This is a genomic window from Vibrio sp. PSi01, assembly GCF_054960695.1.
Genome location: NZ_JBHNYN010000016.1, coordinates 57,957 through 73,705 on the forward strand (window position 1 = coordinate 57,957; position 15,749 = coordinate 73,705).

Consider the following 15,749-nt stretch of genomic DNA (forward strand, 5'->3'; position numbering starts at 1 on the left):
ACTATAAAATTAACTAATTGTTCATTTGTTTTTCAAACACTTAAATACGTTTCTCATTTTAAAAACGTTTGCTCGTAAAAGATAAATCGTTACGTAAATGATGCTCGCAAACTAAGTCCACATTTAGGTAACGAACAAATTTAAAAGATCTCACGAAATAAGGATTAGCTGACTATGTACGCGCTAAGTAACTGTAAAATTTACACTGGTAGTGATGTTCTAACCGATCATGCTGTTGTAATTGAAAACGAACTGATCAAAAAAGTCTGTCCTATCTCTGAATTACCAGAAGGAATCGAGGTCCGTGACCTAGATGGTACAAATCTAAGCCCGGGTTTTATTGATCTACAACTGAATGGCTGTGGCGGTGTAATGCTGAATGATGAGATCACTGCTGACACAATGCAGATCATGCATAAAGCAAACCTTAAATCGGGCTGTACTAGCTTTTTACCTACGCTAATCACCTCTTCGGACGAAGATATGCGCGCGGTTATTACGGCAGCTCGTGAATACCACAACCAATACCAAAACCAGTCTTTAGGTTTGCACCTTGAAGGCCCATATCTAAACGTTGCGAAAAAAGGCATCCACAGTGTCGATCACATTCGTAAATCTGACAATGAAATGATTGAGCTTATCTGTGAAAACAGTGACCTTGTGGCCAAAGTAACACTGGCTCCTGAGCTCAACGACCCAGAACATATTGAGCGTCTACACAAAGCTGGCGTAGTGGTTTCTATCGGCCACACCAATGCCACTTACGCTGAAGCGCGTCAAGGCTTTGAATCAGGCATCACTTTCGCGACTCACCTGTTCAACGCTATGACACCTATGGTTGGTCGTGAACCTGGCGTTGTTGGCGCGATTTACGACACGCCTGAAGTTTACGCTGGCATCATCGCTGACGGTTTCCACGTTGATTACGCAAACATCCGAATTGCACATAAAATAAAAGGAGAAAAGTTGGTATTAGTGACGGATGCCACAGCTCCTGCAGGTGCTGACATGGAATACTTTATTTTTGTCGGTAAGAAAGTATATTACCGTGATGGTAAGTGTGTTGATGAAAACGGCACACTGGGCGGCTCAGCTCTGACTATGATTGAAGCAGTTCAGAATACAGTTGAGCACGCTGGTATCGCTTTAGACGAAGCTCTTCGCATGGCTACGCTATACCCAGCTCAGGCTATCGGTGTAGAAAGCAAGCTAGGTCGAATCAAAAAAGGCATGGTTGCAAACCTTGCCGTATTTGACCGAGACTTTAACGTTAAAGCGACTGTTGTTAACGGACAATACGAGCACAATTAAGTATGAATGGCGGACAAATAGGTAACGTAGACTTAGTTAAACAACTAAACAGTGCAGCGGTATACCGACTTATAGACCAACAAGGGCCTATCAGTCGTATACAAGTGGCTGATGTAAGCCAACTCGCACCGGCAAGTGTTACAAAAATTACCCGCCAACTTTTAGAACGCGGCCTAATTAAAGAGGTTGCGCAGCAAGCGTCTACTGGCGGTAGACGCGCTATTTCCCTAACCACAGAAGTAGAACCCTTTCATTCTGTTGCTGTGCGTTTGGGGCGAGACTACATTCAAATAAGCCTGCATGACCTTGGCGGTCGTGAATTGGCTTTCCAACAACAAGACCTGAATTATTCAGACCAATCAGACCTTACCCAAGGCTTGGTCAATAGCTTGAAGGCTTTCATTGCTGAACATCAACCAAAGATCGATCAGTTGATTGCCATTGGTGTCACTCTTCCTGGCTTGGTTAACCCAACAACAGGTGTTGTTGAGTACATGCCAAACACAGACATCGATAACCTAGCATTAAGCGACATTATTCGTGACACATTCCATGTTGCTTGTTTTGTGGGTAATGACGTTAGAGGAATGGCACTTGCTGAGCACTACTTCGGTGCGAGTAAAGATAGCCAAGACTCTATTTTAGTTAGTGTTCACCGCGGTACAGGTGCCGGCATTATTGTAAATGGTCAAGTGTTCCTAGGCCATAACCGCAACGTGGGTGAAATTGGTCATATCCAAATTGATCCGCTTGGCGAGCAATGCCAATGTGGTAACTTCGGCTGTCTTGAAACAGTAGCGGCAAACCCGGCCATTGTTGAGCGAGTACAGAAGCTGATTAAGCAAGGCTATGAGTCTTCTTTGACCGAGCTTGAACATATTACGATTCAAGATGTTTGTGACCACGCGATTAATGGTGATGAACTAGCGAAGCAAAGCTTAGTTCGAGTAGGAAATCAGTTAGGTAAGGCTATCGCAATGACGATTAACTTATTTAACCCTCAGAAAGTTATCATTGCTGGTGATATAACTAAGGCACAAGAGATTGTTTTCCCTGCGATTAAGCGCAATGTTGAGAATCAGTCGTTAACGGCTTTCCATAGCGGCCTGCCTATTGTAGCATCTCAGATCGATAAACATCCTACGATGGGAGCTTTTGCCATGATCAAGCGCGCCATGCTCAACGGTGTGTTACTTCAAAAGCTACTCGAAGACTAAAGAAAAACAATTCTGATTGTCCGCGGGCCGTGTTTGTATAAACACGGCCCGTTTTTTTAAGCTAGGGAACTACAACAACAAGTTATGGAACTTATATTAATATCCACTGCGTTTATTGCAGGATTTATTGCTTTAAAGTGTCACCTTCCTCCATTAGTTGGTTTTTTGGTCGCAGGTTTTGGGCTTTACGCTCTAGGCTTTGAAACCAATGACACCATCATTACCTTGGCTGACCTTGGTGTCACCCTGCTCCTATTTACAATTGGCTTAAAGCTAGACATCAAAACCCTACTCTCTAAAGAGATCTGGGCCGGTGCTACCATCCATAACCTTTTATCCACTCTGTTTTTTGCTGTAGCCCTGTTTGGTTTTAAATTCTTAGGTATTTCGTCTCTAGCAGCAATGTCGATAGAACAAATCGTTCTACTCGGTTTCGCTCTCTCATTCTCTAGTACCGTATTCGCGGTGAAGTCTCTGCAAGAGAAAGGGGAAATGAACGCGACCTATGGCACGCTAGCGATTGGTATTCTCGTCATGCAGGATATCTTTGCAGTGGTCTTTTTGACCGCATCGACAGGTAAGATTCCAGAGTGGTACGCCATCGCACTCTTCGCTTTACCATTTTTACGTCCGCTGTTCTACAAAATCCTTGATTGGGTTGGGCACGGTGAAATGTTGGTGCTGTTCGGCATCTTTTTCGCATTAGTTGTTGGTGCTGGCTTGTTCCAGTTTGTAGGTGTAAAACCAGACTTGGGCGCTCTTATCTTAGGTATGTTGCTAGCAGGTCACCCAAAAGCTTCAGAGCTGTCGAAATCGCTGTTTAACCTCAAAGAGCTTTTCCTCGTTTGCTTCTTCTTGAATATTGGGTTATCCGAGCAACCTACTATCCAAGGCTTCATGCTCGCTATCTTATTCTTGCTGTTGCTGCCAGTGAAAGGCGTGCTTTACTTCTTGGTACTCAACCGCTTCAAATTCCGTGTTCGAACATCCCTGCTCGCCTCTCTATCACTGTTTAACTACAGTGAATTTGGTCTTATCGTTGGCGGTTTAGCCTTTAAGATGGGTTGGATGTCTGGTGACATCTTGGTGGCTGTGGCGATTGCAGTTTCGCTATCGTTTTTGATCGCTGCGCCTCTAAACAAAGCGGGCCACAAACTTTATCAACAATCAGGCCGCTGGTTAAAAGAGCATGCAGCTGAAAAACTTAACCAACGTGATAAACGAATTGACCCGGGCCGTGCACAGGTATTGATTCTAGGTATGGGACGTATTGGTACTGGCGCCTACGATGAATTACGTTCGCGCTATGGCAAGGTTAGCTTAGGTGTCGAAGTTCGTGAAGAAGCGGCACACAACCATAGAAACCTAGGAAGAAACGTTATTTCTGGCGATGCAACTGACCCAGATTTCTGGGAGCGTATCTTAGATACAGCAAACGTGAAGTTAGTGATCTTGGCGATGCCTCATCACCAAGGAAATCAAACCGCCTTAGAGCAATTGAAGTCACGCCACTTTAAAGGTCAAATTGCGGCGATTGCTGAGTATCCCGATCAGCTCGAAACACTGAAAGAGAATGGCGTCGATGCGGCATTTAATATTTACAGCGAAGCGGGTAGTGGTTTTGCTCGACACGTCTGCGAACAACTAAACCCAAATATCGATAAAACCTAACCTTAAATGCCCTCTGCCAAACCTCTCAAATTTGCTGTTTTTTTGCACTTTTGGGAGGTTTCTGTACAAAAAACCGACCACAATTAGATAGCAAACACCAAAAACACTAAATAATTAGATATTTTCTAACAGAACACCCTTTATATTATTTTTTTGCTCACATCTGGTTGCTTTTTTTAGCCAGAATGGCAAATTGAATGCAGTTAATTTAGAAATTATTTAAAAGGAAGTTCTATGTGTTCAGTATTTGGCATTCTCGACATTAAAAGTGATGCCGCAGCACTTCGCCCTATTGCTTTAGAAATGTCAAAGAAGCTTCGTCACCGTGGTCCAGACTGGTCTGGTATCTACGCTGGTGAAAAAGCAATCCTCGCTCACGAACGTTTGGCTATCGTTGGCCTGAACAGTGGCGCACAGCCACTATACAGCCAAGATAAAAAACACATTCTTGCAGTGAACGGCGAAATTTATAACCACAAAGAACTTCGTGCACGCTATGAAGATAAGTACCAGTTTCAGACAGATTCTGACTGTGAAGTAATCCTAGCGTTATACCAAGAAATGGGCGCAGACCTTTTAGAAGAGCTTAACGGTATTTTCGCATTCGTTTTATACGACGAAGAGAAAGACGAGTACCTAGTGGGCCGCGACCATATTGGTATTATCCCGCTTTATCAAGGTTACGATGAGCACGGCAACTACTACGTTGCTTCAGAGATGAAAGCATTGGTTGAAGTATGTAAAACAATCAGTGAATTCCCTCCGGGTAGCTTCTACTCTTCAAAAGATGCAGAACCTCAACGCTATTACATCCGCGATTGGAACGAGTACGCTGCGGTACAAGGCAACAGCACAAGCAAAGAAGAACTAACTGAAGCGCTAGAAGCAGCCGTTAAACGTCAACTAATGACTGATGTTCCTTACGGTGTACTTCTATCTGGAGGCCTTGATTCATCAATTACTTCAGCAGTCGCTAAACGCTTTGCAGCAATGCGTATCGAAGATGATGAGCAATCTGAAGCTTGGTGGCCACAACTGCACTCATTCGCTGTTGGCCTTGAAGGCGCACCAGATCTTATCGCTGCTCGTGAAGTTGCAGACAAGATCGGTACAGTGCACCACGAGATGACTTACACCATTCAGGAAGGCTTAGATGCCATCCGTGATGTTATTTACCACATCGAGACTTACGATGTAACGACGATTCGTGCATCAACGCCGATGTACTTACTTGCTCGTAAGATCAAAGCAATGGGCATCAAAATGGTACTGTCTGGCGAAGGTGCTGATGAGATCTTTGGTGGTTACCTATACTTCCATAAAGCACCAAACGCAAAAGAGTTCCATGAAGAGACAGTACGTAAGCTACTTGCTCTAAGCATGTTCGACTGTGCTCGTGCAAACAAATCACTGGCGGCATGGGGCGTTGAAGGTCGTGTACCATTCTTAGATAAAGAGTTCATTGATGTAGCAATGCGTCTGAACCCTGAAGATAAAATGTGTGGTAACGGTAAGATGGAGAAACACATCCTACGTGAGTGTTTTGAAGACTACCTACCAGACTCAATCGCTTGGCGTCAAAAAGAACAGTTCTCTGACGGCGTTGGCTACGATTGGATCGATACGTTGAAAGCAACGGCTGAAGCAAAAGTAACGGATCAACAAATGGAAGCCGCTAAATTCCGCTTCCCTTACAACACGCCAACAACCAAAGAAGGTTACGCTTACCGTGAGATCTTCGAAGAGTTATTCCCTCTAGAATCAGCAGCAGAATGTGTCCCTGGCGGTCCTTCGGTTGCCTGTTCATCTGCGAAAGCCATTGAATGGGATGAGTCATTCAAAAACTGTGTAGACCCATCTGGTCGTGCGGTACAAGCCGTTCACAACGACTCTTACTAAGAGATTTCGTTTGAATAAATGCTAAACACTAAAAAGGCGCATAATGCGCCTTTTTTATTAAGCCTTGTTTTTATTCTTGCGCTTATGCTTGGGCTTGAAGTGCCTCGTTCTCAATACTGACAGGTACCACTTGACTGATCATCTTAACTAACATGATAGAACGCGCCTCACCATCTTTTTGATGATAGATAGCCTCAATACCAGCAAACTGACCACTCTTAATTTTCACGACTTGCCCTGATTCAAACTCAATACAACAGTCTTCAGTATCGTCACTAAAACATTTCTCGAACTCTTTAAGCTCAAACACTAAATCACCTTGTACTTCATGTGGCCTAGATCCGAATTTAATAAAGTCGACAACACCACGAGTAGAGCGAACCGTCGTAAAACTTGGGCCTTGCTCATAATCAAAGCGAACAAAGATGTAAGATGGAAATAACGGTTCTTTGACCTGCTTTTCTTTCCCTCGAACAACCTTTTCAACTTCTACTTGGGGATAAAAACACTCCACCCCTTGATTTTCTAAGTGCAACTGCGCGCGTTTTTGATCACCACGCTTACAGTAAAGTAAATACCAACGTTTCATTTTACTAGCCATTTTATATTTTTAGATATTTTACCACATGCCTAAAACGGTTGAATCGCCATTAATAAAATGAATCGAGCAAGCAAGAAATAATGCGTAGCAGACCAATTTATCAACAAAAAGTTATAGGTAGCAAAAGTGGTTAAGCATTGTACAGGGATCGTTTTCAGATAAAAAGGTGCATTATTGTAAGCGTGTGTACGCCACTCCTATTGTGCATAGCATACTCTTTAAAACCCGAAGCAATACACCAAACTGATACATAACAATTAAACCATTCAGGGGCGCGCTTAAATTGTTTATTACGCCACCAAACCAAATTTGAAAAATTAGTTTGCAGCACGCGTTAACTGGGTGACATTACAAAGAAAACCTCACATTATCATTCACTTATAAAAAATAAGTTGTCGTAACCATAAAACACACCTATTGCAGATGGTTATTCTACTCTGTATACATAAGTAACTATAAAATCTTTTAATACCTAAAATTAGTAAAACTTATGCCAAGCAATCACAACATTTTTGGCCACCCTAGAGGCCTATTTCTACTTTTTAGCACAGAGCTATGGGAACGTTTTTCCTACTATGCGATGCGTGCAATTCTGGTTTTATTCTTAACTGACACTACCCTCAACGGTGGACTTGGTTGGTCAACAAAAGACGCACTCGATCTCTATGGTATTTACACCGGTTTAGTCTATATCACACCATTAATTGGTGGCTGGATTGCCGATAATTACCTAGGTCAACGTAAATCGATCTTGATTGGTGGCCTATTAATGGCACTTGGTCAATTTACACTTGCTCTGCCCAATGGTTTTATTGGCTTAGACCAAGTAAACGCTCTTTACCTTGGTTTAGCGCTGCTTATCAGTGGTAACGGCATGTTTAAACCAAACATCTCGACCATGGTTGGCGATCTGTACCAAGAAGGCGATAACCGACGTGACGGTGCTTTCACCATTTTCTACATGGGCATTAACTTAGGCGCACTACTTGGTGGCTTAATTTCAGGCGCTGCAGTCGACTCTTTCGGCTGGAAGGCAGGTTTCCTTGCCGCTGGTATTGGTATGGTCATTAGCCTGATTATGCAAATGACGATGGCTCAATCTTGGTTAGGTAACATCGGTTCGGTGCCAGCAGCTGCACGAGCAAAAGCACTGAACAAGTCGAAAGAGAAAACGCCACTCACAAAAGAAGAGTTCGACAGATTAAAAGTTATTCTGGTTATGGGTCTGTTCGTGATCGTTTTCTGGGCAGGCTTTGAACAAGCCGGTGGCCTAATGAATATTTATACTCAGCAATATACTGACCGTATGATCGGCGATTTTGAAGTACCAGCTGCTTGGTTCCAGTCTCTGAACCCGTTCTTCATCATCACACTTGCGCCATTAATAGCCGCATTCTGGGTCAAACTTGGTAAGCGCGAACCAAACTCTCCTGTCAAATTTGCGATGGCTCTGTTTTTCTTAGCTCTAGGCTTCGTGTGCATGATGGGTGCAGTAATGGAACAAGGTGGCGACCTAACAGTCAAAACATCCATGCTTTGGCTAGTCGGTGCTTTCTTCTTCCATACTCTTGGTGAGCTTTGTCTATCTCCTATTGGCCTGTCGTTGGTCACTAAGTTAGCTCCACTTCGCCTAGCATCGTTAATGATGGGGGCATGGTTTGGCTTTAACGCCATTGCAAACTACGTAGCAGGCCTGGTAGGTTCACACGTAGGTGAGCTTGGTGCTATGTCTATTTTCAGTGGTATTGCGATTACTGCAACGGTGAGTGGCATATTACTGTTGCTGTGTGCTGGTAAACTCGTGTCATGGATGCATGGCGTAGAAACTAACACCTTGCTAGAAGCTGAACCAAAAACAACAGAAGCTTCAGCTGTTTAATAGCTAAGCGTCTATTACTAGACGAAACATCAAAATAAAAAAGGACTGCTCAATGAGCAGTCCTTTTTTATTTCTATTATGTGAAGTGCTGTTGCCAGTAAACAGTCGTTAGCGATGAATCGCCACTAGCTCTGCCATCATATCAATATGCGAGTCCCTGTCGTTGAGACACATAATATAGCTAAAGTCTGAACCACCAGCTTCAATGAAGGTCTCTTTGCACTGGTCCGAAATCTCTTCCAACGTTTCCAGACAGTCAACTGAGAATGCAGGTGCCATGATATCGATCTTTTTGATGCCCTTGCTCGGCAGTGATTCCAGCGTCTCGTCAGTGTAAGGCTTCAACCACTCTTCTCGACCAAACCGAGACTGGTACGTCATGGTAATATCGTCCTCTGACAACTCTAACTCTGCAGCCAGTAATTTTGTCGTCGCTTCGCAATGCTGCGGGTAAATATCACCCTCATCTGCCAATCGCTTAGGGATACCATGGAAAGAACACACTAAATGATCGGCTCTGCCATTTTTATCCCAATGGCTACGAACGCTTTCAGCCAGTGCTTTTGCGTAACTTGGATGCGCGTAGTAGTCACGAATAAAGCGGTAGCTTGGAATCACAGACATCTGTTTAAAGGCTTTAGTTAAACCGTCAGAAACAGCCGCTGTCGTTGTACCAGAGTACTGAGGGTACAGAGGTAGTACGATGATGTCTTCGACGCCCTTCTCCATCAGCTGTTCGACACCCGTCTTAAGACTTGGGTTGCCATAGGTCATACCCAACGCAACAGGCATTTGCAATTTCTTCTGCAGTTTCTCAGCTTGTCTTTGTGAGTACACAAGCAGCGGTGATCCATCGTCCATCCACACAGACTGATACAATTTAGCCACTTTCGGAGCTCGAATCGGTAAGATTACACCATGCAGGATTGGACACCAGAGCCAACGAGTTAGGTTTACCACTCGCTTGTCATGTAAGAATTCACTCAAAAATCGACGAACGCCAGCCGGGGTTGCCGAATCTGGAGTCCCTAAGTTCACCAGTAAAACGCCCTGCTTTTTATTATTTTCCATAGATACCTGAGACTAATATGTGATTTTCTGGAAAGTAATATACTAATCGGAATAAGTTCAAGATCATTGTGTATACCAAATGTTTGAATAATCATTCTGAACATGAGGTACCTCAAGCTCCACACTGCTATCTATCATCAGGACTAATAATCTTGAATCATGTGCAATCAAACTTATCGAGATTGGTATCGTACTAAAATTTGGAACAAAAAAAGCGACCCGTAAGGTCGCTTCTAATATATCAAATTCTAAAACTGGCTGTTAGCCAATTATGCTAGTGCTTTCTCAAGTTCTGCACTAACTTCAGCGACTTGCTTAGTACCGTCAAATTTAAGGTACTTAGTGTTGCCTGCTTCCGCTTCTTTACCGTAGTAAGAAATAAGCGGAGCTGTTTGATCGTGGTACACACCTAGACGAGCACGAACTGTTTCTTCTTTGTCGTCATCACGTACAACTAGTTCTTCGCCAGTGATGTCATCTTTGCCTTCTTCTTTAGGTGGGTTGTACACATTGTGGTATGTACGACCAGAAGGAAGGTGAGCACGACGACCAGCCATACGTTCAACAATCACATCATCAGCTACGTCAAATTCAACAACGTAATCTACAGCGATGCCCATTTCTTTAAGGCCATCAGCTTGTGGGATTGTGCGTGGGAAACCGTCTAGTAGGAAACCTTTCTCGCAGTCATCTTGAGCAATACGCTCTTTGATAAGACCAAGGATAATTTCATCAGAAACTAGCTGACCAGCGTCGATTACTGATTTTGCTTGCTTACCAAGCTCAGTACCCGCTTTGATAGCAGCACGTAGCATGTCACCAGTTGAAATTTGAGGGATACCAAATTTGTTCATGATGAAGTTAGCTTGAGTGCCTTTACCCGCGCCAGGAGCACCTAGAAGAATGATGCGCATGTTTAATCCTCTTATAAAATTATGATTTATACCGAAGCTCACTATTCCACTTTCGTAGTTCATTTTTAGGATAAACAGAAAGCGTTAGATAACCATTGAGGTTAAGTAAAACTGCAAATAGAAGCCAAACGGTAAGTTTCGGTATAACGTTTAAAAATCATACAACTGGGAACGATAGGTTCCTAGTCCCAGCTGATTAGGTCGAGCATTCTATCACATTAATATTCAATTTGGCTGAATTTACGACTAAAGAATGCATCGACAACATTTGTGGTAACGATAACGGTGGCGTTGGCCACATTTACCGAATTTTCAACGACGTTCATAAAAAAAGCTCGCATTTGCGAGCTTTTTATTACAATTATTGGATTAGCCCAAAGTCGAAAGACTAGCGCTTTGTTAGTAGCTCGTTGATTGCACCCAAGAATTGTGACGGATCTTCCATTGAGCCTTTTTCAGCTAGCATAGCCTGGCCAAGGAGTAACTCAACCCAACGACCGAACGCTTGCTCGTCCGCTTCATCTGCCATTTGTTTAACCAGAGCATGCTCAGGGTTAATCTCAAAAATGTACTTAACTTCAGGTGCCGCTTGGCCAGCAGCTTCAAGAAGTTTAGCCATTTGCGTACCCATTTCGAAGTCGTCAGTGACAACGACTGCTGGCGTTGTTGCTAGCTTGAAAGTAGTACGAACTTCTTTAACACGATTGCCAAGGTAAGCTTGAGTGCGTTCGACAACAGATTTGAACTCTTCTTCTGTCTCTTTTTGCTTCTCTTTCTCTTCTTCACCTTCAAACTTGCTTAGATCTAAGCCAGCTTTAGTGATTGACTGGAACTGCTTACCGTCGAAGTCCGTTAGGTAGTTCATCACGTACTCGTCAATGCGATCGTACATTAGAACCACTTCAATGCCTTTGGCTTTAAACTGCTCTAAGTGAGGGCTGTTCTTAGCGGCTGCGTAGCTATCAGCAGTTAGATAGTAAATCTTGTCTTGGCCTTCTTTCATGCGCTCAACATAAGAAGTAAGGCTGATGGTTTGCTCTGCAGAGTCTACTTCCGTAGATGAGAAACGAAGTAGACCAGCGATCTTCTCTTTGTTAGCCATGTCTTCCGCTGGGCCTTCTTTCATCACTAGGCCAAACTCTTTCCAAAACTCTAGGTACTTATCGTTATCATTCTTTGCCATACGCTCAAGCATCGTTAGAACACGTTTAGTACATGCACCACGTAGAGATTGAGTTACCTTGTTGTCTTGGAGAATTTCACGAGACACGTTGAGAGGCAGATCATTTGAGTCAATTAAACCACGAACGAAACGCATGTAAGATGGCATGAATTGTTCAGCATCATCCATAATGAATACACGCTGCACGTAGAGTTTCAAGCCACTCTTATGGTCACGGTTCATCATATCCCAAGGAGCTTTCGCTGGGATGTAAAGCAAGCTTGTGTAGTCGTTCTTACCTTCAACTTTGTTGTGGCTCCATGTTAATGGATCAGCAAAGTCGTGAGATACATGTTTGTAGAACTCTTGGTATTCTTCTTTCTCGATATCAGATTTGTTACGGGTCCAAAGTGCTTGCGCTTTATTGATCTGTTCCCAATGCTCCTCCTCGGTATCTTTACCTTCGTCATCTTTAACGGCTGTTAAGATAGAAACCGGGATACCGATGTGGTCAGAGTATTTACCGATCACTTCACGCAAACGCCATTCATTTAAGAACTCTTTGCCGTCTTCACGCATATGAAGAATGATGTCGGTACCGCGAGACTCTTTAGTGATGTCTTCAATGGTGTAATCACCTTCACCTGCAGAGTGCCATTGAACGGCTTCATTGCTCGCTAGGCCCGCTGCACGAGTGCGAACAGTTACTGCGTCTGCCACGATAAATGCAGAATAAAAACCAACACCAAATTGACCGATCAGCTGAGAGTCTTTGCTCTGATCTTCAGACAACTTTGAGAAAAAGTCTGCAGTGCCTGACTTCGCGATCGTACCTAAATGCTCAATAACGTTGTCGCGGCTCATGCCGATACCGTTGTCAGAAATCGTTAAAGTATTTGCTTCCGCATTAAACGACAGTTTAACACCTAGATCCGCGTCACCTTGGTAGAGGTCACCATTCGATAGCGCTTGAAAACGAAGCTTGTCAGCCGCGTCAGATGCGTTAGAAATCAACTCTCGTAGGAAAATTTCTTTGTTTGAATACAGTGAGTGAATCATCAGATGAAGTAGCTGTTTTACTTCAGATTGAAAGCCACGAGTCTCTTTATTTTGCGTTGCCGTTTCGCTCATTTTTACTCCAAAACATCTATACTTTATGTTGAACAAATACAGGGGCGTTATATTGAATACCTCTCATATGTTCATTAACATGAGGATGACAATTGTAAATTCAAGGTCAAAAATCATAAAAACACTGTTTTTTTGATCTGTTTTTATTATCCTTGAGCCTGATAAATATAAAAGAACATAAAAGAAGCCATAATTTGGTGAAGAATCAGACGAACTTCACCTCTAATTTGTCTATTTCGCACCCAAAATCATCCAAAAATAGAAGAATTCAATGAGCAATATCGGCACAAAGTTTATTCTCGCACAGCGGTTCGTATTCGATCCAAATAGCAATTCACTTGTTGACCAAATGAGCGACGGCGAAGTCGTACGTCTTGGTAGCAATGAAAGCCGCATTCTCCTAATGCTGTCAGAAAGGCCCAATGAAGTTATCACTCGCAATGAATTGCACGAATATGTTTGGCGAGACCAAGGCTTTGAGGTCGATGACTCAAGCTTAACGCAAGCAGTATCGACACTGAGAAAGATGCTGAAAGACTCGACCAAATCTCCAGAGTTCGTTAAGACCGTTCCAAAACGGGGTTACCAATTTATTGCCACTGTTGAGCGTTCTGCACCACTTTCATCAAGTGACCAGTCAATGATGACTGAAATTGCAGAAAATGACGTCGAACCAATCTTGACATTTGCACATACTACGACGACCGAAGATATCGCATCTGAAACCATAGAACTAACACCAATCACGAAAATTCAAGAGACAAAAGTTGAGGTCGAGCCAACCATAACGCCCGTTTTAGCTTCGACCAACAACAATAAATGGCTAACGTTTTCGTTACTGCTTGCAGCTTTCATCATGCCTATTCTGGTTTTGACGTTTACTAATCCTGCAGAATCAGAGTTTCGCACGTTAGCTGAGGTTGACGGCGTGAAAGTACAATCACCAATCAATCACCCTGATCTATCCAGTTGGCTACCAGCCATAGAAAAATGTGTGTTGCATTACAATACCAATCACACAGGAATGCTAAAGCCAGCTGAAGTGATTGCGACAGGCGGTCAAACCAATAATCTTGCTCTTAACTATATTCACCCTCAAGAATATTCGAGTGAAAATGTAACCCTTAGAATTTACGCTAACCAGGCGGATTTAAACGACATTTGTAAAGGTAATCAGTAATATGAAATTAAAAGTATCCATTATTTTACTGGTCCTTTCTGCATTCCTAAGTGGTTGGTTGTATTGGGGAAGTGATGCAAAAGTCGAGCGACTACTTACTCAGCACGAGTGGCAGTCAAAAATGGTGACTCTGATCACTGACAACAAACAAGCTGACTCGATTGGCCCACTTCGTAAGGTTGAACTATCTTCCAACGCAAAATACTTACCTAATGGCACTTACTTAAGAATGTCGATAGTTAGGCTATATAGCACACAAACTGCACCGGCGAATGTGATCAACATTTCAGAGACGGGTCAATGGGATATCAATGACAACTACTTACTTGTCTCTCCTACTGAGTTTAAGGATGTGACTTCGGCCCAGCGCCAAGATTTCTCTGAAGAGCAGCTAAACCTAATCACTCAGGTTATCAAGATGGATGCAGAACAGAGCCGTCGAATTGATATTGTGAACACGAAAACGCTGTTACTCACTAGCTTGAATCACGGTTCTACAGTATTGTTTTCAAACTAAGGTCGAATAGCTCCTACCTCATACCCATTGCTGTGCAACCTTAAACGGTATACCAATAGAAAAAGGGGCATGATGCTCCTTTTTTTATTACCTGTAGCATCTGTATTCTCATTGAAGTCATGATGTTGGTATCAGGATTTACTCATACTTAAAGGACGTCCAATGAATACAAGCTCAGACAAAGCATCATCAATCACTAAAGCATCTATATCCATACACTATTGTCGTCAATGTAATTGGATGCTTCGCTCTAGTTGGTTGTGCCAAGAATTACTGCATACTTTCAGTGAAGAAATAGAGCAAGTGAGTTTGAACCCAGGCACAGGAGGCAGGTTCGAAATCTTTTGTAATGGCGTGCAAATTTGGGAAAGAAAAGCAGATGGAGGCTTTCCTGAAGCTAAAGTACTGAAGCAAAGAGTTCGAAACATCATTGCTCCAGATAAAGATCTTGGCCACGTAGACTCAAAATAAGCGTTCCAGAAGGGTTTAGCTATTTAGCCTCAATTAACTGTTGTTTTTAATTAACTGAGGCACTCAAATCAACGACTCTCCTCAATCGGCGACTGTAGTATTCATAAGTCTCTGATCGGTTTACTCACGACGACCAGTTTATAGATTGCCACTCACAAGCAAGTCGCCTTCGAGGCTAATCACTTGAAATGTGTTGTTTTCATAGATGCCATAGCTAGCGGCATGACCATCTCTTGGAAACGTGACTGAGCTTGGATTGAAGATAAATACACCATCTTGGTATTCTGCAACAGGGATGTGAGTATGCCCGTGCGCAATTACATCACCCGCTTTTAATACAGGTCGCTTGTTGGTGTTATAAAGGTGACCATGAGTTAAGAAGATACGCGCGCCAGACTCTAACAGTACCCATGAATAATCCATCATCATCGGGAAAGACAGCAACATCTGATCCACTTCGCTATCGCAATTACCGCGAACGGCGATAATCTCTTCTGAAAACGCATTTAACTTTTCTGCGACCGCAGGCGGATTATATCCCTCAGGAATCGGGTTTCTTGGACCATGATTCAGAATATCACCCAATAGAACTAAATATTGCGCACCAGACGCTTGATAAAGTTCTAATGCCTTTTCAGTAGCTGGTAGCGATCCGTGTAGATCGGAAGTAAAAAATAATTTCACACATACTTCTCCATAAAAATTATGTGTCTATTGTACGTATT

13 protein-coding genes are annotated in these 15,749 nt (G+C 43.0%); 8 read left to right on the forward strand and 5 right to left on the reverse strand.

The features are described 5' to 3' along the window. Nucleotides 1-174: 174 nt before the first annotated feature. The 4 genes from nagA to asnB all read left to right on the forward strand — a co-directional run bounded on the left by nagA (nucleotide 175) and on the right by asnB (nucleotide 6,098). Nucleotides 175-1,311: an N-acetylglucosamine-6-phosphate deacetylase gene (gene nagA / locus ACFI6G_RS17945; protein ID WP_016767479.1), complete on the forward strand. Its 1,137-nt coding sequence runs from the start codon at nucleotides 175-177 to the stop codon at nucleotides 1,309-1,311. A 2-nt stretch (nucleotides 1,312-1,313) separates the two neighbouring features. Next, the gene (gene nagC, locus ACFI6G_RS17950; protein ID WP_010436729.1) at nucleotides 1,314-2,528 is read left to right on the forward strand and encodes a DNA-binding transcriptional regulator NagC; all 1,215 of its coding nucleotides are present in this window, start codon (nucleotides 1,314-1,316) and stop codon (nucleotides 2,526-2,528) included. Between the two features lie 84 nt (nucleotides 2,529-2,612). Next, nucleotides 2,613-4,199 carry a cation:proton antiporter family protein gene (locus ACFI6G_RS17955; protein ID WP_016767478.1) on the forward strand — a complete coding sequence of 529 codons (1,587 nt, stop codon included), beginning with the start codon at nucleotides 2,613-2,615 and terminating at the stop codon, nucleotides 4,197-4,199. 234 nt (nucleotides 4,200-4,433) lie between these two features. Then, nucleotides 4,434-6,098 (forward strand): asparagine synthase B, encoded by a 1,665-nt coding sequence (gene asnB / locus ACFI6G_RS17960; RefSeq protein ID WP_016767477.1) that lies wholly within the window; start codon nucleotides 4,434-4,436, stop codon nucleotides 6,096-6,098. An 82-nt stretch (nucleotides 6,099-6,180) separates the two neighbouring features. Here asnB and rfaH read toward each other — a convergent pair whose 3' ends face one another. Next, on the reverse strand, nucleotides 6,181-6,687 hold the full coding sequence (gene rfaH, locus ACFI6G_RS17965; protein WP_010436718.1) for a transcription/translation regulatory transformer protein RfaH: 507 nt from the start codon (nucleotides 6,685-6,687) through the stop codon (nucleotides 6,181-6,183). 502 nt (nucleotides 6,688-7,189) lie between these two features. Between rfaH and ACFI6G_RS17970 the strand changes: the two genes are divergently transcribed. Further along, a complete protein-coding gene (locus tag ACFI6G_RS17970) occupies nucleotides 7,190-8,578 on the forward strand; it encodes a peptide MFS transporter (protein ID WP_010436716.1) in 1,389 nt (462 codons plus the stop codon). 108 nt (nucleotides 8,579-8,686) lie between these two features. Here ACFI6G_RS17970 and hemH read toward each other — a convergent pair whose 3' ends face one another. The 3 genes from hemH to htpG form a co-directional block, all read right to left on the reverse strand. Continuing rightward, nucleotides 8,687-9,649 (reverse strand): ferrochelatase, encoded by a 963-nt coding sequence (gene hemH, locus ACFI6G_RS17975; protein WP_010436714.1) that lies wholly within the window; start codon nucleotides 9,647-9,649, stop codon nucleotides 8,687-8,689. 269 nt (nucleotides 9,650-9,918) lie between these two features. Further along, the gene (gene adk / locus ACFI6G_RS17980) at nucleotides 9,919-10,563 is read right to left on the reverse strand and encodes an adenylate kinase (protein ID WP_009847341.1); all 645 of its coding nucleotides are present in this window, start codon (nucleotides 10,561-10,563) and stop codon (nucleotides 9,919-9,921) included. Between the two features lie 388 nt (nucleotides 10,564-10,951). Next, nucleotides 10,952-12,856 (reverse strand): molecular chaperone HtpG, encoded by a 1,905-nt coding sequence (gene htpG, locus ACFI6G_RS17985; RefSeq protein WP_371964848.1) that lies wholly within the window; start codon nucleotides 12,854-12,856, stop codon nucleotides 10,952-10,954. Nucleotides 12,857-13,127: 271 nt separating this feature from the next. On the opposite strand from htpG, the gene ACFI6G_RS17990 reads away from it, so the two are divergent. The 3 genes from ACFI6G_RS17990 to ACFI6G_RS18000 all read left to right on the forward strand — a co-directional run bounded on the left by ACFI6G_RS17990 (nucleotide 13,128) and on the right by ACFI6G_RS18000 (nucleotide 15,024). Then, nucleotides 13,128-14,036 (forward strand): transcriptional regulator, encoded by a 909-nt coding sequence (locus ACFI6G_RS17990; protein ID WP_010436705.1) that lies wholly within the window; start codon nucleotides 13,128-13,130, stop codon nucleotides 14,034-14,036. Between the two features lies 1 nt (nucleotide 14,037). Continuing rightward, entirely contained in the window at nucleotides 14,038-14,553 is a 516-nt protein-coding gene (locus ACFI6G_RS17995; protein WP_010436702.1) for a regulatory protein ToxS, read from the forward strand. Between the two features lie 162 nt (nucleotides 14,554-14,715). Beyond that, on the forward strand, nucleotides 14,716-15,024 hold the full coding sequence (locus ACFI6G_RS18000; RefSeq protein WP_010436699.1) for an Rdx family protein: 309 nt from the start codon (nucleotides 14,716-14,718) through the stop codon (nucleotides 15,022-15,024). 138 nt (nucleotides 15,025-15,162) lie between these two features. Here ACFI6G_RS18000 and yfcE read toward each other — a convergent pair whose 3' ends face one another. After that, nucleotides 15,163-15,708 carry a phosphodiesterase gene (yfcE, locus tag ACFI6G_RS18005; RefSeq protein ID WP_010436695.1) on the reverse strand — a complete coding sequence of 182 codons (546 nt, stop codon included), beginning with the start codon at nucleotides 15,706-15,708 and terminating at the stop codon, nucleotides 15,163-15,165. Between the last annotated feature and the right edge of the window lie 41 nt (nucleotides 15,709-15,749).

Coding starts and splice junctions, on each gene's coding strand:
- adk (WP_009847341.1), bottom strand. CDS start 10,563: ATGCGCATCATTCTTCTAGGTGCTCCTGGCGCGGGTAAAGGCACTCAA.
- hemH (WP_010436714.1), bottom strand. CDS start 9,649: ATGGAAAATAATAAAAAGCAGGGCGTTTTACTGGTGAACTTAGGGACT.
- rfaH (WP_010436718.1), bottom strand. CDS start 6,687: ATGAAACGTTGGTATTTACTTTACTGTAAGCGTGGTGATCAAAAACGC.
- nagC (WP_010436729.1), top strand. CDS start 1,314: ATGAATGGCGGACAAATAGGTAACGTAGACTTAGTTAAACAACTAAAC.
- ACFI6G_RS17955 (WP_016767478.1), top strand. CDS start 2,613: ATGGAACTTATATTAATATCCACTGCGTTTATTGCAGGATTTATTGCT.
- asnB (WP_016767477.1), top strand. CDS start 4,434: ATGTGTTCAGTATTTGGCATTCTCGACATTAAAAGTGATGCCGCAGCA.
- ACFI6G_RS18000 (WP_010436699.1), top strand. CDS start 14,716: ATGAATACAAGCTCAGACAAAGCATCATCAATCACTAAAGCATCTATA.
- ACFI6G_RS17995 (WP_010436702.1), top strand. CDS start 14,038: ATGAAATTAAAAGTATCCATTATTTTACTGGTCCTTTCTGCATTCCTA.
- nagA (WP_016767479.1), top strand. CDS start 175: ATGTACGCGCTAAGTAACTGTAAAATTTACACTGGTAGTGATGTTCTA.
- ACFI6G_RS17990 (WP_010436705.1), top strand. CDS start 13,128: ATGAGCAATATCGGCACAAAGTTTATTCTCGCACAGCGGTTCGTATTC.
- htpG (WP_371964848.1), bottom strand. CDS start 12,856: ATGAGCGAAACGGCAACGCAAAATAAAGAGACTCGTGGCTTTCAATCT.
- ACFI6G_RS17970 (WP_010436716.1), top strand. CDS start 7,190: ATGCCAAGCAATCACAACATTTTTGGCCACCCTAGAGGCCTATTTCTA.